This window comes from Adlercreutzia rubneri (assembly GCF_009755265.1).
Taxonomy (GTDB): Bacteria; Actinomycetota; Coriobacteriia; order Coriobacteriales; family Eggerthellaceae; genus Adlercreutzia; species Adlercreutzia rubneri.
Map to the genome: position 1 here is coordinate 69,927 of NZ_WPOO01000005.1, position 23,179 is coordinate 93,105.

The 23,179-nt window shown below is 63.5% G+C and carries 16 protein-coding genes; 2 read left to right on the forward strand and 14 right to left on the reverse strand.

Features of this window, described 5'->3' with window-relative positions; translation table 11 throughout:
* Window positions 1–2 precede the first annotated feature (2 nt).
* Entirely contained in the window at window positions 3–2,657 is a 2,655-nt protein-coding gene (locus GO707_RS04450) for a molybdopterin-dependent oxidoreductase (protein ID WP_157012250.1), read from the reverse strand.
* A 373-nt stretch (window positions 2,658–3,030) separates the two neighbouring features.
* On the opposite strand from GO707_RS04450, the gene GO707_RS04455 reads away from it, so the two are divergent.
* On the forward strand, window positions 3,031–3,744 hold the full coding sequence (locus GO707_RS04455; RefSeq protein ID WP_157012252.1) for a ferric reductase-like transmembrane domain-containing protein: 714 nt from the start codon (window positions 3,031–3,033) through the stop codon (window positions 3,742–3,744).
* A 24-nt stretch (window positions 3,745–3,768) separates the two neighbouring features.
* Here the strand turns inward: GO707_RS04455 and GO707_RS04460 are convergent, their stop codons facing one another.
* The 6 genes from GO707_RS04460 to nifJ form a co-directional block, all read right to left on the reverse strand.
* Window positions 3,769–5,163, reverse strand: a complete 1,395-nt coding sequence (locus GO707_RS04460) for an ATP-binding protein (RefSeq protein ID WP_157012254.1) — start codon at window positions 5,161–5,163, stop codon at window positions 3,769–3,771.
* 396 nt (window positions 5,164–5,559) lie between these two features.
* Window positions 5,560–6,276, reverse strand: a complete 717-nt coding sequence (locus GO707_RS04465; RefSeq protein WP_157012256.1) for a response regulator transcription factor — start codon at window positions 6,274–6,276, stop codon at window positions 5,560–5,562.
* Window positions 6,257–7,987, reverse strand: coding sequence for a sensor histidine kinase (locus GO707_RS04470; protein ID WP_157012258.1), 1,731 nt, complete (start codon window positions 7,985–7,987; stop codon window positions 6,257–6,259). The genes GO707_RS04465 and GO707_RS04470 overlap by 20 nt, the downstream gene beginning before the upstream one ends.
* Before the next feature lie 119 nt (window positions 7,988–8,106).
* Complete coding sequence (locus GO707_RS04475; protein ID WP_157012260.1) at window positions 8,107–8,682, reverse strand: 4Fe-4S dicluster domain-containing protein; 576 nt, start codon at window positions 8,680–8,682, stop codon at window positions 8,107–8,109.
* A 12-nt stretch (window positions 8,683–8,694) separates the two neighbouring features.
* Window positions 8,695–11,325, reverse strand: a complete 2,631-nt coding sequence (locus GO707_RS04480) for a molybdopterin-dependent oxidoreductase (protein WP_157012262.1) — start codon at window positions 11,323–11,325, stop codon at window positions 8,695–8,697.
* 213 nt (window positions 11,326–11,538) lie between these two features.
* Window positions 11,539–15,090, reverse strand: a complete 3,552-nt coding sequence (gene nifJ, locus GO707_RS04485; RefSeq protein ID WP_157012264.1) for a pyruvate:ferredoxin (flavodoxin) oxidoreductase — start codon at window positions 15,088–15,090, stop codon at window positions 11,539–11,541.
* Between the two features lie 319 nt (window positions 15,091–15,409).
* On the opposite strand from nifJ, the gene GO707_RS04490 reads away from it, so the two are divergent.
* Window positions 15,410–17,059 carry an ABC transporter substrate-binding protein gene (locus tag GO707_RS04490; RefSeq protein WP_157012266.1) on the forward strand — a complete coding sequence of 550 codons (1,650 nt, stop codon included), beginning with the start codon at window positions 15,410–15,412 and terminating at the stop codon, window positions 17,057–17,059.
* Here GO707_RS04490 and GO707_RS04495 read toward each other — a convergent pair.
* The 7 genes from GO707_RS04495 to rplR form a co-directional block, all read right to left on the reverse strand.
* On the reverse strand, window positions 17,056–19,233 hold the full coding sequence (locus GO707_RS04495; RefSeq protein WP_157012268.1) for a cytochrome C oxidase Cbb3: 2,178 nt from the start codon (window positions 19,231–19,233) through the stop codon (window positions 17,056–17,058). The genes GO707_RS04490 and GO707_RS04495 overlap by 4 nt on opposite strands.
* A gap of 119 nt (window positions 19,234–19,352) precedes the next feature.
* Complete coding sequence (locus tag GO707_RS04500; protein ID WP_157012270.1) at window positions 19,353–19,982, reverse strand: adenylate kinase; 630 nt, start codon at window positions 19,980–19,982, stop codon at window positions 19,353–19,355.
* A 37-nt stretch (window positions 19,983–20,019) separates the two neighbouring features.
* Window positions 20,020–21,300 carry a preprotein translocase subunit SecY gene (gene secY, locus GO707_RS04505; protein ID WP_157012271.1) on the reverse strand — a complete coding sequence of 427 codons (1,281 nt, stop codon included), beginning with the start codon at window positions 21,298–21,300 and terminating at the stop codon, window positions 20,020–20,022.
* A complete protein-coding gene (gene rplO, locus GO707_RS04510) occupies window positions 21,294–21,743 on the reverse strand; it encodes a 50S ribosomal protein L15 (protein WP_157012274.1) in 450 nt (149 codons plus the stop codon). The genes secY and rplO overlap by 7 nt, the downstream gene beginning before the upstream one ends.
* 320 nt (window positions 21,744–22,063) lie before the next feature.
* Window positions 22,064–22,255, reverse strand: a complete 192-nt coding sequence (rpmD, locus tag GO707_RS04515; protein WP_157012276.1) for a 50S ribosomal protein L30 — start codon at window positions 22,253–22,255, stop codon at window positions 22,064–22,066.
* Window positions 22,255–22,785 carry a 30S ribosomal protein S5 gene (gene rpsE / locus GO707_RS04520; protein ID WP_022740324.1) on the reverse strand — a complete coding sequence of 177 codons (531 nt, stop codon included), beginning with the start codon at window positions 22,783–22,785 and terminating at the stop codon, window positions 22,255–22,257. Before rpsE ends, rpmD begins: the two co-directional genes overlap by 1 nt.
* 15 nt (window positions 22,786–22,800) lie before the next feature.
* The gene (rplR, locus tag GO707_RS04525) at window positions 22,801–23,169 is read right to left on the reverse strand and encodes a 50S ribosomal protein L18 (protein WP_016309207.1); all 369 of its coding nucleotides are present in this window, start codon (window positions 23,167–23,169) and stop codon (window positions 22,801–22,803) included.
* Window positions 23,170–23,179 lie beyond the last annotated feature (10 nt).

Genomic DNA, 23,179 nt, shown 5'->3' on the forward strand with positions numbered 1-23,179 from the left:
CCCTATTCCTCAATGCCTACAGGCATAACTATAGGCATGTCCTTGTCGGGCTTAAGTGTCAGCGGCCCATCGTATTTCTCCACCTGCACGAGCGTGCCCGTCCACGACTGGGAGGCTTGCCCCGACGCCTTCGGCGCCTGAAGAATATTCGGATCGCCACCCAAATCGATGCCCGTCTCCTCGTCGATGCGAATCCAGGCGCCGTCCTGCAGCGCCACGGCACCGGGCACAATGGTGGGCAGCACCTTGGCCGGGCGCAGCACTTTGCCGTAGGGGCTCGTCATCAACACTGTGTCCCCACTCTTGATGCCCCGGGCCTCGGCATCCACGGTACTCATGAAGCACTCTTGGGGGAATGCCTCGCGCAGCGAGACAACGTTGTCGTTCACCGTATGGGAGCGACGCAGGGAGTGCGGCGTCCACAGCAGCAGCGGATAGGCGTCGGTCTGAGTACCAGCACCCTGCTCGGGGTCGCCGATCTGCCACTTCGCGATGGGCGGAATGGCGGAATAGCCCAGCGAACTTACAACTGCCGAGAGCGTCGCGCTGTAAATCTCGAACTTGCCCGATGCCGTGGCAGCGGGATTGGCTACCGGATCAGCGATGAATGCCTCGAACGGCCGATAGGTGAGCGCGTCCCCCTTGGATCGCTGGGTCTTATAGCAGCCCTTTTCCTTGAACTCGGCGATGGTGATGCTGCCTTGTTGCGGTTCGCCCTCCACGCCCAGGGCGTTAATGTCTTCCTGGGTGATGGTGAACAGCGGCTCGTATGCTGCCGTTGCCTGGTCGGTCATCTTGATGGCGCCGGCGAAGGAATAGTAGGTGCGCTCGGCGTCGGTCATGGTGTTTACGGCCTTCGGATCGAGGCCGAGGCGGCTCGCCAGCTCTTCGGCGATCTCGGTCTCAGGGCGCGCCTCGTACAGCGGCTCCATAATGCGGTCGGCCCAGTACACCGTCTCGGCATTCACGCTCCAGGCTATGTTGCCCTTCTCCCACCACGTTGCCACGGGCAGCACAATGTCGCAGTATTGGCGCGAGGCATCGAAGAAGGGCGCGGCGCCCCACACGAAATCGACTTTGCGGAAGACCTTGATGCCGGCATTCGCGTTGGGCAGCGAGTTCAGACTGTTCTCGTAGCCGCCCGTGTAGATGACGTGGATGTCAAGGGGCTTCTTGCCGCCGGGCCAGGTGTCGCGTCCGTAGGCCCCGTCGAGAATGGACTGCCAGCACTCGGTGTAGTCCACCTTTTCCCAGGAGTCTTTGTCGGTAATTTCAGCCCAATTGGGCACAAGCACGATGACCGGGGGAGCCAGCGGGTTGACAGGGTTCTTGCCGGCACCGTTGGAGGCATCCCCCGCGAAGCAGTAGGGTGTAGTGGAATAGCCGTGCTCGTGCATACCGAGCCATCCCACATAGTTGCCCGGGGTTCCCACGCCGTGCATGAAGGCCAAGGTGTAGAAAGCCTGACCGAACATCTCGCCAGCGGGAATCTTGGTGGTGGACTGACCAGCGAAGAAATCGACCTTCTCGGTTTTAGCGATCTCCTCGGCGAGACGGCGCGTAGTGGCCGCAGGTACACCGCAGATAGCCTCGGCCCATTCCGGCGTCTTCGGCTCACCGTCGTAGGTGCCCAGCAGGTAGTCCTTGAAGTTCTCCTTGGGGTCCGCCCCCTCGGGCATATGCTCGGCATCGAACCCCACGCAGTAGGTGTCCAGAAACTCCTGGTTTTGCAGGTTGTTCTCCACCTGGTGGTACATCATACCGAGGCAGAACGCCGTATCGGTACCGGGCAGAATGGGCACCCACTCATCGGCGATGGCGGCAGCCGTCTGGTTGAGCCACGGGTCGATGATGACAAGCCTGCCGCCCTGTTCCTTGGCGTAATTCAGTTGAAGCGATGTGTTGCCGGCCTTGTTCGCCGCCCAGTTGTTGCCGAAATGGAAGTGCAGCTGGCTTTCGGCGAGGCTCAAGGCATCAGGAGCCTCGAAGATGCTGCCAGTCATGAACAGCTCCACACAGGGCCACGAGCCCAGCGACACCGTGCCCAAGTCATGATGTACCGCGCCACCCTTGGCGTTCAGCAGGCACACAATGGGATCGAAGTATTCCTCGCCGATATCACTATAGGCGGCAGCGAGGATCGATTTCGGGCCCCAATTATCGTAGGCCTTCTGCATCTCCGCGGCAATATAGTCGAGCGCTTCGTCCCAACTGATGCGCTCCCACTCATCACGACCGCGCATCTCGCCATTGGGGGCGTCGGGGCTCCAACCCTTGCGCTTCATGGGATACTTGATGCGCGCCGGGGAGGTCATGTTGCTGATCTGGGCGCGGCCGCGCGGGCAGGCTCGGCGCTGGGGAACCTCAATGGAGTCTTCCTCCTCGTCGGTACGGATACGCAGTGGAACGCCGTCCTCCACGTACACCCGCAGAAGGCAGCGCGAGTGCTCGCAGCTGCAGTTGTTCATGCAGGCCCCCGTGAGCCACTGCCCGTTGCCCTTCTCGCCGGGATAACCGAAATCCTGGGTTGTGCCGCCCGTCTCCGAAAGCTCCTCTTCCTTTGCGGGAGCGCAGGAGGTAAGCCCTGCCAGCGCCGTGGCGCCCGCAGTGGCAGTGCCCCACTTGACGAAGCTGCGTCGAGTCAGTTCATTACTCATACATGACCCTCCTCTTCCGATCGCAGGGAAAGCTCCCTCGGCAAGGTCGTTTCCCCTCTTTTCTCCAGTACGACCCATGCATAGGTGCAACCGTCCTAAACTTGTATGACGGTTACAGCGCCCATACTATCATGCAAATCTAGGACAGTCAACTACTATTGATGCCCAATATTGCAAGTAATTACTCTCTCTCTTTCGCATCTTCTCTCTGCTGTAATAGTGTCCTATTGGTGTATTCTAGATTTCCAAGCGTATTTCTCAAGACTAAGACCGCTCAAACAATTCTCGTTGCCGGATAATTCCTCCTGTGGTACCTTATCGAGCAGAGGGAGATAGTCGTTGCAATCGGTCTATCTGAATTGAAGGAGTCATCATGCGATTTATCGTAGCCCTCGTTGTGTCCTTTGCCCTTGTCTGGGCCTGTGCGAAACCCTTGAAGAAGCACCCCGTCCCGTTCTATGTCTGCGCTGTGGCGCTCGTGGCCCTGTACTTCTGGGGCGTGTCCGCCGGCGTGCGCGGCGAGGCCTGGTCCTACTTCCAGCCGCTCATGCAGCGCTGCGCTTTGGCCTTCCTGTTGTTCACCGTGGTCATGTTCGTGGGCGTGCTCGGCGAGGGGAACCCGCTGCGCACCCACCTCATGCCCATCCGCCGGCAGCTGTCCATCCTCGCCTGCATCTTCGCCTGCGGGCACATCGCCTTCTACGGCGCCTCCTACCTGCCGCGCCTGGCGAGCGCCTTCTCCGGCAACTTGGCCTTCTCCCTGGGGCTCGCGGCGCTCATCACCGCGCTCATGGTGGTGCTGTGGGTCACCTCGGCCCAGCGCGTGAAGCACGCCATGAAGGCGGCCAGCTGGAAGCGCGTGCAGCGGCTCGCCTATCCCTTCTACGTGCTCACCTACGTGCATCTGGCGCTGCTGCTCATGCCCAGTGCTGTGGCCGGCAACGAGGTGGCCGTGCTTTCCATCGCCGTGTACTCGGTTGTCATGGGCGCCTATGTGGTCCTGCGCCTGCGCAAGGCCGCTGCCGACCGTCTGGCCGAACCAGCCGCCGCAGCCTCCGACCTCGACCTGGAAGCCGCCCCGGCGTAAACGCTTCAGAACGTCGTGGGCCTTCTAAAACGTCGGAGGAGCCAGATGCATGGAGCCGAAGGTGCCACTTGTTTGCTCGGCAATGCAGAACGCCATGTAAAGAGGCAGATACCATATGGGCTTACCCTCGCGCTCACGCCGCTCCACATTCGCCGAGGAGAGCACGCAGGCCTCCCCTATCTCGAAGTCGTGCGTGCCCAACAAATTGTTGAGAGCCGTATGCAGCTTGTAGTCCTTCCCCGACTTGACCTCAATGGGCACAAGAGCGCCGTCGTTGCGCTGCGCGATGAAATCCACCTCGCCCTTTCGGCTGCTGCAGAAATAGAACAGATCGGGGTTCTCGTTACTGAGCGCCTGGGCGACGGCATTTTCGTAGACCGAGCCGAAGTTCACCGAGGGTGCGTCGGCGATGACATCCAGCATTGTCTGGGGCGCGTACTGCGATAGCAAGAGCCCCGTGTCGGCCTCGTAAAGCTTGAACTTGTTCTCTTGGGCCGTTCGCCTAAGCGGGCGTTTCGGTTCGCTCACTTGATAAGTCGGCAGCACAACCGCCGCATCGATGAGCCACGCGAAATCGTTGGCGTAGCGATCGTACACGGCCCCGCTTTTCAAAGCGTCCATGCGAAAGCGCTTGTTCACCTTATCGAGTTGCGAGGGGACGGCATCGAATACCCGCCGAATCTGCGGTGCGCGACCTTGGGCATATTTCGCGATATCGAACCGATACTGCTCCACGATCTGCGAAGCAACAGCGCGCACCGCCATCATGTCGTAGGAGGAGTCGAGATACGCACTCACCGCCTCAGGCATTCCACCAATAGCTACAAAGTACCTGAACAAGCCGGAAAGCCTCTCGTGAAGTCCTGCATCCAGCCCCTTTCGAGCATCAAACGCCTCTCTGATGTCGTCGATGATCGCCTGTGGCACGTTTTGCGACCAGCAGAACTCCTCGAAATCGAGAGGGAACATGCGCTCGATCTGCACATAGCCTACCGGGAAAGAGCGAAAGCCCTTCATTTCGGTACCCAGCATCGATCCGGAGATCACCACCCGATGACGGCCATCCTCGACGAGGAACTTCACAGCGGTAATAAGATCGGGTGCCTCCTGTATCTCATCGAGAAAGACAAGCGTCTCTCCAGGAATTACAGGCATGCCGCAAATCAGAGAGAGACGCGAGACGAAGTCTTCCGCATCCTGTGCTTCCGAAAGAACCCGAATGGCCTTCTCGTCCTCCAGAAAGTTCACTTCGGCAAGATGAGCGAAGTGTTCGCGAGCAAATTCTCTCACGATATAAGTTTTTCCCGTCTGTCGCGCTCCCACGAGCAGAAAGGCCTTCTTTGCCTTGCTTTCGTTCCAGCGTTCAAGTACCTGAAGCATTTTACGTCGAATTGCAGCCATGGAAAACACCGCTTTCATCAGGTAACTGTTTCCAACACAGAAAGAATACCACGTTCTATGTAGCTAATACGGAAGGATTTCAGCCGAAATTGTGTCTAGCGCAGAGAAACTGTGTCTCTGGTGCGGCATTTCTGCGCAACCACGCTGCCGAGACGACCCCTCCCTGCCGCCAAGCCCGAGCCAGAGCCGGTCGCGGCGCAACAGTCCCCTATTTGACGGTTTTTCTCATGACTCCTATAGCGCTGCCGTGCCCCGTGCGCCAAACAAACGTTGCCGAAAACCTCCCAGGAAATTTTTGTAGTGCTGTCGAGGAGAGTAGAAATGTGGGTGCACCCCATTCTCGAGCTGAGGCGCCCCGAGATGCTAACGCAGACACGCCGCGCTTCGAAGCCGTGCGCCGCGGCGATTCCTTCGTCAGTCTCCCTCGATCATCGAGGCGTCGCCGAGGCGGTAGCCCTCGCGCCAGATGGTTTGCAGGTAGCGGGGCTTGTTGGGGTCGTCCTCTATCTTGTTGCGAATCTTGCGCACGAACACGGCGATGCTCGCCGACTCGGGCCGATAGGCCTCGCCCCACACGTTGGCCATGATGTCCTGGGCCGAGAACACCTCCCCCACATGATTGGCGAGAAACGCGATGATCTGGAACTCCTTCGGTGTGAGGTTGACGTAGCGGCCGTGGACGAGCACCTCGTTGCGCTTGAGGCGAATCTCCATGTCGCCCAGGCGCACCACCGCACGGCTCCGGCGCGGCTCGCGCCCCTCGTCGGCCAGCCGGGCGCGGCGCAGCAAAGCCTCGATGCGCATGGCCAGCTCCTGGCTGTTGAAGGGCTTTGCCACGTAATCGTCGCAGCCGGCGGCGAACCCGACGCCCTTGTCGACGATGTCGCTTTTCGCCGAGAGCATCATGATGGGCACATGCGGGTCGCGGGCGCGCAGATCGCGGCACAAATCGAACCCGTTCACCTCAGGCATCATCACATCGAGGATGACCACATCGGGCTGCTCGCGCTCGAAGGCCGCGAGGGCCAGGGCGCCGTCGTAGACGCACAGGCAGGTGTGCCCCGCGCGCTCGACGATTTTGCACACCGCCTCGCAGATGTCCCGCTCGTCGTCAGCAATGAGAATCTTCATCTTCATCCTCCTCGATGGGGGTGACGGGCAGCGTGACGGTGAAGGTGCTCCCCCGCCCCGGCTCGCTTTCCACCGATACCGACCCGCCCAGGGCCTCCGCCGTCTTCTTCACAAGGGAAAGCCCCAGGCCGCTGCCCCGGTATTTCCGGGAAATGGAGGCGTCGGCCTGCACGAAGCGGTCGAATATGCCCTCCTGCCGCTCCTTCGCGATGCCGATGCCCTCATCCTCGACGGCAAGCGTGAGTTCCCGCCTCCGCCCGTCATAACTTGCCTTCAACCACACCATGCCCCCGGCGCCGGTGAACTTCACGGCGTTGCTCAGCAGGTTGGTGAGGATTTTCTCCAGCTGCGCCCAGTCGCCGCGGATGAGGGGGACCTCGCGCGCGATGGCGAAGTCGACCCCCACGCCCTTCTGCTCGGCAATGGGCCCGACCGCGCCGACGGTCACGGCCGCCAGGTCGGTCACGTCGACGGGGTCCCGGGCGAACTCAAGCGCACCGGATTCCACCCGCACCATATCGAGGGCGTTGTTCACCATCTCGAGGAGCACCTGGCTTTGGGTCTTGATCTTCTCGAGGCACTCGCGGCTCTCCGGGCTGTGCTCCTCCCCCGACGCCTCCCACAGATCAACGAAGGCGAGGATGGAGGTCAAAGGCGTCCGCAGCTCGTGGCTCAAGATGGCCACGATGTTGGTGCGGTACTCGTTTTCCTGGGCGAGCTTGCCGTTGGTCTGCTCCAGAAGCTCGTTGGTGCGCGCCAGGGCGGCCCGCTGTTCTTCCAGCATCTCGTTGGCCTCGCGATAGAGCCGCGTGCGCGAGCCCACCTTCTCCTCAAGGGTGGTGTACAGCGAATCGAGCTCGCCGGCCATGGCCTTCACACCCTGCACGAGCTCGTCGACTTCGCGGGAATAACCGCCCTCCGGCACAGGCGTGCTGAAATTCCCCTGACCCATCTGCTCCACGGCGGCCTCCAGAGACGTGAGCGGCTCGGTCACGCGGCGGCGGAAGAACAGCAGGCTCGCCAAAAATGTGATCGTGAGGAAGAGCACGAAAAAGCCGATGATGAGCACCGTGTTCCGGTTGATGCCCGCCTGGTACAGATCCGTCGGCATGCTAATGCTCACCGCACCGCCGATATCGCCGGCGGAAAGCCCCTCTTTCGGAAAGCCCGTCACATCCAGCTCGCCGGCCGGGGCACCGTGGCACTCAAGGCAGCTGTCCGTGAGGTAGATGGCCCCCACATAGCGGTACTCCCGGGAACCGTCCGCGGCATTGACAAAGCCCGTGTACTCGGAGGCGCCCTCGTGGTAGAACGCGTCGAGGGCCCGCTGCTCGAACTCGTCGGGGGCATCGAGGGCGTTGCGGGGATCGAGCCGCGTATAGCGGAGCGTGTAGCGGCCGTCGGTGCTCAAGGTGAACAGCTTGCCCACCGATTTTCCCACCAGCGAGCAGTAGAGCCCCTTGAAGTTGTAGGTCCCGTCGCGGTCATAGTTGATATTGGGCTGTTCGTAGTCGATGAAATCCCACGTCGCCCGCACCGATTTCTCCAGAATCCGGGCCTCGGCGAGCATCTGCTCCTCCATATGGCGCGACTGCTCCTGATAGGACATCCAGCCGAACAGCGCTACGAGCACCACCGCCACCGCGGTCATGAGAGCGATATAGCGCACCACCAAAGGCCGGCTGCGGCGCGGCTTTGCCCCATCCCCCATAAGATGCCTCCGAACTTTCTTCTTCCCACGCTTCCCGCGCCCCGTGCCAGCTTATCCCGAAACCCCGGCGAGCCGCAAGCCCACCTCGGACTTGCGGCATCGCTCGGGAACGGGAAAGGCTACAGGGTCACGGGCGTGCCCTCGTCTTCCAAGGCCGCGGCACGCGCCTTGATGAGCGTGTGCGAGCCGGTGGTGTCCTCGCCCAGGGCGGGAATGGAGCTCACTGCCTCCGCGCCGTACTTGGCGCGCAGCTCCTCCACGTCGCCGAAATCGAGCGCCCGGTAGGGGCACGCCTCCACGCAGGCGGGAAGGTAGCCGGCGGCGCGCCACTCGGAGCAGGCGTCGCACTTGACCGACAGCCCCGTGGTCTCATCGATCTGCGGGTGCCCGTAGGGGCAGGCGTTCACGCAGCTGGAGCAGCCGATGCAGGCCTCGGCGTCGCGCACTACCGCTCCCTCGTCGGTCTTGGAGAGCGCCCCGGTAGGGCACTTCGCCATGCAGGCCGGGCTCTCGCAATGATTGCAGGAGGCGGAAAGATGGTACAGCTTCACGGCCGGGTAGGTTCCCACCTGGCGGCTCGCCACCTTGCGCAGCACCGGGCCCACGCCCAGGCGGTTCTTGTCCTTGCAGGCCACCTGGCAGGTCTTGCAGCCGGCGCAACGGGTCTGATCGTAGTAAAAACCTATCTGAGTCATGAGTGTCCCCTCCTACGCCATGGCGACGGTGCGGCAGGGCAGCTCGCAGTCGGCCACGAGCGCCTCGCCCTCGTACTTCTCGAAGTTGCAGTTGTAATTGTTGTAGCCCGAGGTGCCCATGCCGCTGGTCACCGAGCCGCACAGCACGTTGTCCATACCGGCGACGTCGATGCCGTCGTCCTTGCTGAAATCGGCCCAGGCCCCATGGGGAAGGCCGACGCAGCCGGGCATGAGCATCTCCACCACCGAGGCCGTGCGCAGCACCGAGCCGTGGGCGCTGTACACCCGCACGGTATCGCCGTCGGCCACGCCGCGCGCGGCCGCATCGGCGGCGCTCACGAACACCGGCGCCGACCATGCCTCGCGCAGCCACGGCACGTTGTCCATGACGCCATGGGCACGACGCAGGTAATGGGGGTTGTACACGATGAGCGGGTACTCGCTGGCCGCCCCGCCGATCTGGCGGTCAGCGAACATGCCCTCGCGGCCCTCGGGGGAGGCAACATAGGTGGGATAGGGCTTGAAGGTACCGGCGGGGCTGTAGCCCATGGAGTTCAGCATGTCGCCCTTGTACTGGCAGTAGATCTCCAGCTTGCCCGAGGCGCTCTCGCGGGGATTGGCTTCCGGGTCGTCCACGAAGTCCTTGTAGCCGATGTAGGAATAGCCGTCGCCCTCGGCGCGCTTGACCGTGTAGCAGCCCGCTGAGAGGAAGTCGTCCAGGGCGATGTCGCCCTCCTGGGGCTCAGCGTCCACGCCCCACTTCGCGATATCGTCGGCGGTGATCGTCACCAGGGGCTTCTCCTCGCCGGCGGCATCCACATAGGTGCACCCGACGATCTGGTTGAAGAACGCCTGCTCCTCGGTGATGGGCCACAGCTCGTCGGGGTCCATGCCCAAACGCGCGGCGAGCATGCGCCCGATCTCGAACTCGGTCTTGGCCTCCCACAGAGGCTCGGTGACGCGGCTGTAGACGACCACCGTCTCGCGCGAGCGCTGGTGTCCCGCAAAGCCGCCCACGCGCTCCCATTCCGTGGCGCAGGGCAGCACGATGTCGGCATAGGCCGCGGACGTGTCGAAGGTGTAGGCGAGGTCGGTGACGAAATCGAGTTTCTGGATGGCCTCCCGCGCATCGCTTAGGCCCACCGCCGTCTGCAACGTGTTGCGCCCCTCGATGTTGAGCCACTTGAACTCAGTTTCCTTGATGTCCTCGGCGTTGAAGTTCACGCCGTAGGCGGCACCGGTGGAGTTGTAGCGCCCCTCCCGGATGCACTGCCACATGAGCGGCTCGGGCATGGTGTCCGCCAGCGCGTTCTTCGTGGCCGGCAGGCCCGTCTCGCCGAACTTCACCAGCGCGGGGCCGCCGGCGCCGGCGTAGGTCTTGTAGGCACCGCCGCAGGCATGGCCCGACTTGCCCATGTGCCCGCCCATGGCCCCCATGGTCATGAAGAGCTGGGGGATGTTGTCGGCCGAGGCGCAGCGGGCCAAGGCGTAGTTGTGCATGAGCACGACCTTGTGATCCTTACCGACGGTCTCGGCGAACCAGCGGATGTCCTCTACGGGAGTTCCGCAAATGGCGCTGGCCCATTCGGCCGTCTTCGGGGTGCCGTCGTAGTCGCCCACCAGGTAGCCGCGGAAGTTCTCCTGCAGGGTGGCGTCGGCGGGCATGTGATCGCCGTCGAAGCCGACGCAGTAGGTGTTCAGGAAGTCGTAGTCCACCACGTCCTGCTCGATCATCTCGTAGCACACGCCCAGCATGAAGGCCGTATCGGTGCCGGGCAGCACCGGCACCCAGCGGGCCTCGAAGTACGCTGCCGTGGCGTTGTAAGAGGGCCCGACGTAGACGAACTGCACGCCGGCATCGCGGGCCTCGTTGAAGTTGTTCATGGTGGAGCCGCCCGAGGACCAGGCGGGGTTGCCGCCCATGATCACGATGGTGTCGGCGTTCTTGTTGTCGAAGCGGTCGTTCAGCTCGCCCAGATCCTGGGAGGGAAGCCCGAGCGCTACGATGTTGAAGGCGTAGGTTCCGATGGAGCTCGTATCGGAAAGGGAGATGTGGCCGCCGAGCTGGTGGAGAATCTTGCCCACGGCCAAGGCCTTGGTGCCGATGACGGCCGCAGGGCCGAACTCGCCGTAGATGCGCTCGGCCTCTTGGGCAATGTAGTCGATGGCCTCTTCCCAGCTGATCTGCTCCCATTGGTCGCGCCCGCGCAGCTCACCGTGGGCATTGGCACCGCCGCCGGGCTGCCAGCTCTTGCGCTTCATGGGGAACTTCACCCGATCTTCGCCGAAGACCTGCTGGGCCCGTGCCCGCCCGCGCGGGCATCCGCGCTGCTGCAGCCACTCGAAGCTGTCCTCATGGGAAGTCTCGCTGCCCTGGCGCACCACTTCGCCGTCGCGCACGAGCACGCGGTTCACGCAGCGGCCGCCGCAGTTGTCCCAGCATGCTGCAGCAATCCAGATACCCTCGTCCACCGATGTGGCGCCGGCGGTACCGGCCAGGCCTTCCTTCGGGGCCGGAGAGCTCGGCGCGCAAGCGACCAGAGACGACAGGGCCCCCGCCGAAACAGCGGCGACGGCACTGCCCTTCAAAAACCCGCGACGCGAAAGAGCGCCCGGCTCGAACACGTTCTGAGAATCGTCCATTGCGTCCCCCTACTTTCCTTGCTCGACTCAGCCAAGGCCGCGCCCTGGCTCTTGCAAGGACAAATATACGGAGCGGTTCTGCGGTCAACAAGATACCATGAAGGTAACCGCCCTGGTAATTCAGTAAGGAAGATTACCAGCTGGTAAGGGTAGAAAAAGGGAGCCGGCGCAAAGGCCGACTCCCTTCGGGTGAGGCGATCTGTCCGCGAGCACCTACTCGGCGGCGTAGAGGTCCTTGAGCTTCTGCAGATGCGACCAGCGGGCCATGGCGGCCTGCTCGTTCTCGGCGAACAGCTCCTCGGCGCGCTCGGGGAACTCGCGGGTCAGGCGGCTGTAGCGGGCCTCGTTCATGAGGAAGTTCTGGTACTCGCCCTCAGCCGGATCCTTCGAGTCGATGACGAGCTTCTTGCCCGGAGCGCCCTCAGGGTTGAAGCGCAGCAGGTTCCAGTAGCCGCAGTCGACGGCCTTCTTCATCTCGGTCTGGCAGTTGGTCATGCCGCCCTTGATGGAGTGCATCTCGCAGGGGCTGTAGCCGATGATGAGCGAGGGGCCCGGATAGGCCTCGGCCTCGGTGATGGCCTTGATGGTCTGGTTGAGGTTGGCGCCCATGGCCACCTGGGCCACGTACACGTAGCCGTAAGTCATGGCGATCTCGGCCAGAGACTTCTTCTTCACGTCCTTGCCGGCGGCGGCGAACTGCGCCACCTGGCCGAGGTTGGAGGCCTTCGAGGCCTGGCCGCCGGTGTTGGAGTACACCTCGGTGTCGAACACGAACACGTTCACGTCCTTGCCGGAGGCGAGCACATGGTCGAGTCCGCCGTAGCCGATGTCGTAGGCCCAGCCGTCGCCGCCGAAGATCCACACGGACTTCTTGGTCAGGTATTCCTTGTTGGCCAGGATGCCGGCCGCCAGCTCGGCCACCTCGCCGGTACCCTCGGCCGCCGCCGAAAGGGCCGCCACATAGGCCTCCGCCGCCGCCTTGGAGGCCTCGGCGTCGGCACGGGCCTCGAGCCACGCGCGGGCCGCGTCGGCCAGATCCCCGGCCGCACCGCCGCACTCGATGAGCGCCTCGGAATCAACGACGACCTTGTCCTGCACGGCCTCGTAGCCGAGCAGCATGCCCATGCCGTGCTCGGCGTTGTCCTCGAACAGCGAGTTCGACCAGGCCGGGCCGTGGCCGTCGGCGTTCACCGTGTAGGGCGACGTCGCTGCCGGACCGCCCCAGATGGAGGAGCAACCCGTCGCGTTGGCGATGTACATGCGATCGCCGAACAGCTGGGTGACCAGACGGGCATAGGAGGTCTGAGCGCAGCCGGCGCAGGAGCCGGAGAACTCGAGCAGGGGCTGCTTGAACTGGCTGGCCTTCACCGACGTGCCCTCGAGCTCGGGCTTGCGGGCGACCTTGCTCACGCAGTAATCGAACACCGGCTGCTCGTCGAGCGTATCGGCGATGGGCTTCATAGTGAGCGAGTCGGTCGGGCACTGGATGACGCACAGGCCGCACCCCATGCAGTCGAGCGGCGAGACGGCAAGCACGTACTGCATGTCAGCGCCCACCTTGCCCTTGACGGGAACATGCTTGGTCTGAGCCGGGGCCGCCGCCAGCTCCTCGTCGGTCAGCGCGAAGGGACGAATGGTGGCGTGCGGGCACACGAACGCGCACTGGTTGCACTGGATGCATGTGTCGGGCGTCCACTCGGGCACCGACACGGCCACGCCGCGCTTCTCGAAGGCCGCGGCGCCCAGCGGGAACTGGCCGTCTTCGTAGCCGACGAACGCGGACACGGGCAGGGAGTCGCCGTCCATGCGGCCCACGGGGAACATGATGTTCTCCACGAGCGAGACCGTCTCGGGACGGCCCTCGATGCCGGAAGCCTTCGGCGCATCCTCGGCCGTCTTCCACGCCTCGGGCACCTCCACCTGCACGAAGGCGGTGGCACCGGCGTCGATGGCCTTGTGGTTCATGTCCACGATGTCCTGGCCCTTCTTGGCGTAGGACTTCGTGGCGGCATCCTTCATGTACTGGATGGCCTCCTCCTGCGGCATGACCTTCGCCAAGGTGAAGAAGGCGGACTGCAGGATGGTATTGGTGCGCTTGCCCATGCCGATCTCGATGGCCAGGTCGATGGCGTTGATGAGGTAGAGCTTGATATCGTTCTCGGCGATGTAGCGCTTGGCCGCGGCCGACAGGTGCTCCTCCAGCTCCTCTGCCGTCCACTGGCAGTTGATGAGCAGGGCACCGCCGGGCTTCACGTCGCGCACAATCGGGAAGTCCTTGGTGATGTAGGAGGGGTTGTGGCAGGCCACGAAGTCGGCCTTGTTCACATAGTAGGGGCTGCGGATGGGGCTGTCGCCGAAGCGCAGGTGCGAGATGGTCACGCCGCCGGTCTTCTTCGAGTCGTACTGGAAGTAGGCCTGAACGTACTTGTCGGTGTGGTCGCCGATGATCTTGATGGAGTTCTTGTTCGCGCCCACGGTGCCGTCGCCGCCGAGGCCCCAGAACTTGCACTCGATGGTGCCAGGAGCGGCAGTGTTGGGGGCGGGAACCTCAGGCAGCGACAGGTTCGTCACGTCGTCGACGATGCCGATGGTGAACTGGCGGCGCGGCTCGTCCTTCTCAAGCTCGGTGTACACGGCGAACACGGAGGACGGCGGGGTGTCCTTGGAACCGAGGCCGTAGCGGCCGCCGATGACGGTGATGCCGTCGCGGCCCTCAACGGACAGCGCGTTCACGACATCCATGTACAGCGGCTCGCCAATGGAACCGGGCTCCTTGGTGCGGTCGAGCACGGCGATCTTCTTCACCGTCTCGGGCAGAGCGGCCACGAACTTCTCGGTGACGAAGGGGCGGTACAGGCGCACCTTCACGAGGCCCACCTTCTCGCCGTTGGCGTTGAGGTAGTCGATGACCTCCTCGGCCACGTCGCAAATGGAGCCCATAGCCACGATGACGCGGTCGGCGTCCGGGGCGCCGTAGTAGTTGAACAGCTGGTAGTTGGTGCCCAGCTTCGCGTTCACCTTCTCCATGTACTCCTCCACCACGGCCGGCAGGTCGTTGTAGATGGAGTTGCAGGACTCGCGGTGCTGGAAGAAGATGTCGCCGTTCTCGTGGGAGCCGCGCATGGCCGGGCGCTCCGGGTTCAGGGAGTGCTCGCGGAAGGCGCGCACGGCATCCATGTCGCACATCTCGGCCAGATCGTCGTAGTCCCACACCTGGATCTTCTGGATCTCGTGGGAGGTGCGGAAGCCGTCGAAGAAGTTCAGGAAGGGAACGCGGCCCTTGATGGCGGCCAGGTGCGCCACGGCGGACAGATCCATGACCTCCTGCACGTTGCCCTCGGCGAGCATCGCGAAACCGGTCTGGCGGCAGGCCATGACGTCGGAATGGTCGCCGAAGATGTTGAGCGCCTGGGTGGAGACGGTACGGGCCGACACATGGAAGACGGTCGGCAGCTGCTCGGCGGCGATCTTGTACATGTTGGGGATCATGAGGAGCAGGCCCTGGCTGGCCGTGTAGGTGGTGGTCAGCGCGCCGGTGGCCAGAGAGCCGTGAACCGCGCCGGCCGCGCCGCCCTCGGACTGCATCTCGCACACCTTCACCGTGGTGCCGAAGATGTTCTTGCGGCCCTGGGCGGCCCAGATGTCGACGAAGTCGGCCATGGGGCTGGAAGGCGTGATCGGGTAGATGCCGGCAACTTCCGTGAACGCATACGAGACATGCGCTGCGGCGTTGTTGCCGTCCATCGACTTGAGTTCTCTCGTCATGTTCCTCTCCTTTGCATCTGGCCCGCACGGAATCGGCCGGCTTGCGGCCTCGTCGCTCAACGCGCGGGTGGTACTGTCGCGGAGAGGTCGGAGGGACGAAGCGCGTCCGACGATGCGGGTCGGATTTGCTCTGCGAACAGAAATACCTGTCCGATATTAGCAGCCCGCGTTCGCTGACGCGCCGTCAATGCCCCCGCGCGCCGCGCTAGGCTTATCCCCGTCGGTCGGCGGGGCACCTGCAGCTTTGTCATGGGCTTTCTTCGAGCTGCTCCAACTTTCTATATAATAGGCTGCGGAAAACGAAGAAGGAGCCTTTACGATGCTGAACTTCCCCCTCACGCGGCGGGCCTTTGTGGCTGGGACGGCGGCGACGGCGCTGGCGTTGGCCGGCTGCTCGGTGGAGCAGCCCATCGAGCCCGGGCCCGCGCCGGCAGATCCGGCCGACGACAATGCCCCCACCGAACCCGTGGCCGCGCAGAGCGGCGTGGCCCGCACGCTCACGGCCGCCGTGGCCTACGAGGGGAGCGATCCGAACCCCATTGGCACGAGCTCCGGCGTCTTCCTCGCGGCCGGCTGGCACGTCTTCGAGGGGCTCTACGAGCTGAACATGCACACCTATCGGGCCGAGTGCGGCCTGGCAGCCGACGCGCCCGTTCAGATAGACGACTTGGAATACGAGGTGACCCTACGCGAGGACACCGTCTTCTCCGACGGCTCGCCGCTCACCTCCGCCGATGTCGTGAACGCCTTCGAGCGCAACGGCGAAAGCGACCTTTACGGCGCGTTCCTCTCGTTCATCACGGCAGTGTCGGCCCCCGACGAACGCACGGTGCGCTTCAAGCTGAACGCCCCCATGGGATCGGTGCTGCAGGAGCGCCTGGCCCTCGTCCGGGTGTTCCCGGCAACGCTCACCGACGAGGAGCTGGCAAGCAAACCCGTCGGCTCGGGTCCGTGGTGCTACGAGACCATCAACGCCGCCGACGGGGGCCGCATCTCCTTCACGGCGAACCACCGCTACACCGGCCCCTGGCCAGCCACCTGCGAGCGCATGGAATGGTCGGTGCTGCTGGACGATACGCGCCGCACCGACGAGCTTATCGACAAAGACGTCATGGTCATGGTCATGGAGGCCGCCCCAGTCGTGCGCGCCGAGGAGCTGGCCGATGCGGGGGCCACGGTGGAATGGGTGCCCGGGTTCAACCTCCCCTTCCTCATGTTCAACTGCGAGAAGCCGCCCTTCGACGACGTGCGCGTGCGCCAGGCGCTGCTGTACGCCATCGACGTCGACTCGCTCATCGGCACGTATATGGCGGGCCACGCGCGGGCGGCCACGTCCCTTCTGCCCGATTACTTCCGGCATTACCACCGCGCGGCCACGGTCTACAGCTACGACCCTGAGAAAGCGCGCAAGCTTCTGGCCGAGGCCGGCGTCGACGAGCTGGCGCTGACCCTGCGCGCGAACGACAACTGGGTGAGCACGCTCGCCCCCGCCATCGCAGAGGACTGGAAGGCCGTGGGCGTCACCGCCGAGGTGGTGCTCCTGGACACGACAGCCCTGTTTGCGGACCTATCCACGGAACCGGAGCCGGGCACGCTTCTGCCCTTCGACGTCGTGCTCTCCCCCGGCGACCCGTCGTGCTTCGGAAACGACGCCGACCTCATCATCAGCTGGTGGTACGGCGACAACGTATGGACGCGCGCCCGCAGCCGCTGGGCCACAACGCCGGCCTTCGCGGAGGTGGCAGAACTTCTGGCCGAGGCGCGGTCGAAGACCTCCGAGGACGAGCAGCAGCCCCTGTGGAACCAATGCTTCGACATCATCGCCGCCGAGGTGCCCCTCTACCCGCTGTTCCACCGCGAGACGGCCACGGCCTGGTGGACGGCCCAGCTGGACGACTACGACCCCATCTCGGCCACGGGACTCAACTTCCTCGGCACGACGCCCATGCGCGACGCCGATCCCATTTAGCGCCAGAAGACCACCGTGTCGAGCAGCCCCTGGTAGGCCCATGGGTAAACATCCGAGTACCAACCGGTTTCCGGGGCAAGGCAGAGCAGCGCGCTGTAGGCCACCGATACGCCGACGAGCACGAGCAGAAGCTTCAGCATGAGATCGTGAAGGGCCGCCCGCTCGGCCAGCGACTCGTTCACCACGAAGCACAGAAGCACGGCGGCGGCCAAGAACATGAAGCTGAAATCGGCGTAGTACCGCTGCAGGATGCCCGCCAACTCCGCATCGAGCAGCGCCACGAGCACGCCGGAGGCCACCAGCACCACGATGATGCCGAAGATGGTGCGCGTCTCGGCCTGACGCGCCCGCATCCCCAGAATGCGCCGCGTGAAGGCGAGCACCCACAGAATAGGCAGACAGGCGAGGATGCCGCCGAAGGTCACTTCCTTGATAGTCTGCCCCATGTAGGTGGTCTCGAAAGGCGCCGGCTGCAAAAACGGGAAGACGCCGGTCATGCAGGGCGGCTGCAGGAAGTAGGTGAAGAACGCCGGGGCCAGACGACCGACGTTCATGCCGCGCTTGGTCATGTCGTTCACCGTCAGGTTGTAGTTCGCGCCGAAATCGGTCAGCGAGCCGAAGCGCGCGTAGTTGTAGGCCATGATGCCCGCGGCCACCAGAACGTAGGGGGCCACCAGGCAGGCGAACTCCACGACGCCCCGGCGGGTGGCCAGCCGGCGCTCGGTGATGTAGGTGCGCCAGAACAGCGGGAAGGCCAGGAGCGACAGCACGAGCAGCTGGGGACGGCAGCCGGCCACGAGCGCCATGCACAGCGATCCGGCGAACAGCCAGCCGCACTTGTGCGCGGCGAGCCGCGAGCGCATCCAGCAATACAGGCCCCACAACGAGAACGCCAGACCGCACATGATGGGCATGGAATAGAAGGTCGGGAATTTCACCAGATACATGATGCCGCAGCAGAACACGAGCGGTATCTGAAGCAGCAGGTACACACCGAGGCTCACCGAACGGAAATGGTAGCGGGCGAACCGGTCGAGCAGGGCCGTGGCTCCTAAGATGAACAGCAGCGCCATAACGAGCACGCCGATGGCCGTGGGGAAATTGGCCCCGGTGAGCAGATAGAAGGGCAGGTAGAACAACAGCACCGGCACCACGCCGAAGTAGACGTAGTAGTGCCCGTCATGATAGGCCACGTCGAACAGATAGGGCTCGCCGGTCTCCTTCTGGGCCTCGTCGCGGGCGCCCTTGTCGTAAGGGTCTTCCATGTCCTTGAGCCACTGGGGCGGCTCCTCCTCCAGGTACAGCTGGCCTTTGGCCATGGCCTGGGCCAGCATGGCGTACTGCTGCGCGTTGTCGCCGCCCACCTCGAAGGTGTTCACGAGCGACGTGCCGTTCCAAGCGCCGTAGTTGTAGGAAGAGGTGGCCACGCCCACGAGGTTCGAGCCGTAGAAGAGGAACGTCGTCGTAAGCGCCAGCTCGATGGCCACGGCGAAGATGATGCCCGCCTTCGACTTGCGCGGGTTCTCGACAATGCGGATGCGGTAGATGGCCGACTTGGGACGGAACGCGTAGCCCAAAAGCAGCAGCCCGAAAACGGCCACAAAGCGCAACGGGTTGAAGGCGAAGGGGCGGTGGGCATTCAGGGAAACGCCGTTCAAGAGGATGGGGTAGGAGACGTCCTCCCCCACTACCTCGATGCGCAAGTTCTCCACGTACCCGGCGGTCTGCAGGTTGATGAACTTGCTCGGATCCACCACCGTGGACACGCTCGCATTGGGGATGCCGACGGTGTACTCCGTGGTGTCGAAATAGGTCTGGTGGGCCGAGTCGGTGAACTGGATCTTCACGGCGATGTTCTGGGCCGGCTGATCGGCGTTGAAATCGATGCGGATGTTGCGCACCTCGGTGTTCAGGCTGGAGAACTCGAGCGTGTGATCCACATCGGTGAGCAGAAAGGCACCCTCGTCGTTGCGCTGGAGCTGAATACGGTCGTCCAAGTTGATGGTTCGATAGCCCGACGAAGTGAAGAAGTTGATATTGAAGACGAAGACCTCCAACGCCAGGGCGATAAGAGCAATGATCGCCACCGCCCGGGCCACCTTCAGCAAGGTACCGCGGTAGACGAGCATGAAATGCTCGAAGGTGTAGGCTATGTTCTCGCGCACAGTGGGCATGAGGGAGATTATACCGTAGGGGCTGACCTTGGTCAGCCCTCGCAAGCAGAACGACAGCGCACGACAAAAAAGGGGCGACCAAGGTCGCCCCCTACGGGTTTGGCTGTGCGTTCTCCGGCCTACAGGTCGAGGGCCTCCTTGACGTCGGCGTACACCACGTTCGGGTCGCGGTCGCCGTCGATGGTGACGAGCAGCTCGCAGCCGCGGTAGTAGTCGATCAGCGGGCTCGTGGACGTCTCGTACACGTCGAGACGGTTGCGCACCGTGGCCTCGTTGTCGTCGTCGCGCTGGTACATCTCGCCGCCGCACTTGGGGCAGGCGTCGCCGTCGGCGGCGCTGCCGATGTAGCCGCAGTCGCGGCACATGCGGCGAGAGGTGAGACGGGCCACGATGACCTCGGGGTCCACATCGATGAGCAGGGCGGCATCCAGCGGACGGCCCAGCTTGGAGAGCTCCGCGTCCAGCGCCACGGCCTGGGCCGAGGTGCGCGGGAAGCCGTCCAGGATGAAGCCAGCGGCCGTGTCGTCGTCCTGCAGGCGCTCGGTCACCAGGCCGATGATGACGTCGTCGGGCACCAAGTCGCCGGCGTCCATGTAGGACTTGGCCTTCTGGCCCAGCTCGGTGCCGGCGGCCACGGCGGCGCGCAGCATGTCGCCCGTGGAGATATGGGGCGTGGAGAACTCCTCCACCAGCTTGGCGGCCTGAGTACCCTTGCCGGCACCCGGCGCCCCCAAAAGCACGATGTTCATAGCAAACATCCTTTCCTATTCGGACTGCGCGTCCGCCTTACTTAAAGAAGCCTTCGTAGTTGTACATCTTCAACTGGCTCTCCACCTTGCTCATGGTGTCAAGCGCCACGCCGATCATAATGAGGATGGACGTACCGCCGAAGGCCTGGATGAGCTGGTTGTTGGTGAAGTAGAAGATGATGGTGGGCACAACCGCGATCAGCGCGATGAAGATGCCGCCGGGCAGCGTCACGCGGTTGATCACGTTCTTGATGTACTGCACCGTGGCCGTGCCCGGACGCACGCCAGGAATGAAGCCGCCCTGCTTGCGGATGTTGTCCGCCGTCTCCTCCGGATTGAACACCATGGAAGTGTAGAAGTACGCGAAGAGCACGATGAGGGCAACGGTGAGCAGCCAGTTCAGCCAGCCGGTGGAGCACCAGTTCGCGAAGGTGGTCAACCAATCGACGTTGAAGATCGCCGCCAGCTGCGCCGGGAAGTAGATGATGCAGCTCGCGAAGATGATCGGGATAACGCCGGCCGCGTTCACCTTCAGCGGAATGTAGGTGGACTGGCCACCCATCATCTTGCGGCCCTGGACGCGCTTGGCGTAGTTGACCGGAATGCGGCGCTGGGCGCGCTCCACGAAAATGATCAGCGGGATGCAGACGAGCACCACGGCCAAAATCACGATGGTGAGCGCGATGCCCGTGCCCAGATCGTTCGTCAGGGTAGCCGACGAGAAGATGGCCGACGGCACGCGGGACACGATGCTCACGAAGATGATGAGCGACATGCCGTTGCCGATGCCGCGCTGGGTGATAAGCTCGCCCATCCACATGATGAAGGCGGTACCGGCGACCAAGGTGAACACGATGATGATGTTCGTGAGCGCCTCGGGCACCTCCGTGGAGAACTGCACACCGTAGGCCGGCGACTTGAACAGCAGCAGGTAGCCCACCGCGTTGATGAGGCCGAGACCCAGCGTCAGGTAGCGGGTCACCTGGGTGATCTTGCGACGGCCCGTGTCCCCCTCGCGAGCCCAACGGCCCACGGCGGGGATGACGCCCTGCATCAGCTGCATGATGATGGATGCGGTGATGTAGGGCATGATGCCGAGCGAGAACACCGAGAAGTTCGACAGCGCGCCACCGGTGAACAGGTCGAGCATGGTCATAGCCACGCCCGTGTCCTGGAAGGCCGTGGCAAACTCATGGAAGGGAATGCCCGGCACCGGCACGTAGGCACCGAAGCGGTACAGCGCAAGAATAGCCAAGGTGAAGAGGATCTTCTTGCGCAGCTCCGGAACCTTGAATGCGTCAATGATTGAGCTTAGCAAGGCTCTTCGACCTTTCCTCCGGCCGCCTCGATCTTCGCCTTGGCGGAAGCGGACACCTTATCGACGCGGACAGTGAGAGCCTTGGCGATCTCGCCGTCGCCGAGCACCTTCACCAGCGCGTCGGCATGCTTGATGATGCCCTTGGCCTTCAGGGACTCGCCATCCACCACGTCGCCGGCCTCGAACTTGGCATCGAGACGGCTGACGTTCACGGGCAGGTACTCCACGCGGTTGAAGTTGCGGAAGCCGGGCAGCTTCGGCAGACGACGGGCGAGCGGCGTCTGGCCGCCCTCGAAGCCGGCACCCTTGCCGCCACCGGCACGGGACTTCTGGCCGTTCATACCGCGACCGGCGGTCTTGCCGGTGCCGGAAGCGGGGCCGCGGCCCACGCGCTTGCGGTTCTTCGTCGAGCCCTCGGCCGGGCGCAAATCCTTGAGTTCCATGTAAGTAAATCTCCTTTTCGCTCTCTGACCGGGGATTTTCTCTTCCCTCAGTCAGTGCTAGCAGCTCGCCGCTAGCAAACTTCCATCTATCATGGCAACGGCGTGTCTGTTCAGACACGCCGATTGTCATCTTTCATCCCGACACATTATTAAATTCATAGACTCACTGGTTCGCCCAAGGGAGTCAGCGAGGTTGCGACAGGTGCCTGGAATTGCCCCGCCTTGGGGCCAAGTTGGCTTAGGCCAACGCCGTGCCCCAAACAAGGGGCAAGGCCAGGTGCCTGTCGGAACCGCAGCGTCGGGATTGAAGTTGGGGAAATTTAGATTTCCTCAACTTCAATCAAGTGCTTAACCGTGAAAATCATGCCACGGACGCTCTCGTTGTCCACCTGCTCGGTGGTGCTGCCGATGCCGCGCAGGCCCAGCGCGCGCAGGGTGCGACCCTGGTTCGGCTTGCGGCCGATGGCGCTCTTCACCTGGGTGAGGCGCAGCGTCTTGTTCGTCTCAGCCATTAGTTCTCCTTCCCGCCGAACATCTCGGCCACGGAGATGCCGCGGCGCTCGGCGACCTGGACGGGGCTCTCCATGTTCTTGAGACCCTCGGCGGCAGCCTTCACGATGTTCATGGCGTTGTCCGTGCCCAGCGACTTGGTGATCACGTTCTGAACGCCAGCAAGCTCCATGATGGCGCGAACCGGGCCACCGGCGAGCACACCGGTACCGGGAACAGCGGGCTTGATCAGCACGCGGCCGGCACCGTACTCGCCCATGATCTCGTGGGGCACCGAGCCCTCGGCGGTCACGGGGACGGTGAACATGTTCTTCTTCGCGTCCTCGACGCCCTTCTTGATGGCGGTGGGCACCTCGGCGGACTTGCCCATGCCCACGCCCACGCGGCCGTTGCCGTCGCCGACGACGACCAGGGCCGAGAGCTGCATGCGACGGCCGCCCTTGACGGTCTTCGCGACGCGATTGATGAAGACCACGCGCTCCTGAAGCTCAGGAGTCGTGCTCTCCTGCTGACGGTTGTTGTTACGAGCCATAAGCTAAAACCCCTTCTAGAATTTCAATCCTGCTTCACGGGCAGCTTCAGCCAGAGCCTTCACGCGCCCATGATACAGGTGGCCGCCACGGTCGAACACAACTTCCGTCACGCCGTTTTCCTGAGCCAACTTGCCAACGATGGTGCCGAGCTCGGCTGCGCCCTCGACGGTCGCGCCGGACTTGCCGGTGGCCTTGAAGGCCTCCCCGAGGGTAGAGACGCCGCAGATGGTGGTGTGGGCCACGTCATCGATGACCTGCACGTACATGTTGCTGTTGCTCCGCGTCACGCACAGACGCGGGCGAGCTGCAGTGCCGGAGATCTTGCCGCGCACGCGACGATGGCGACGGGCAAGACGGGCCTGCTTCTCCTGTTGCTTATTCATAGGTTTAATC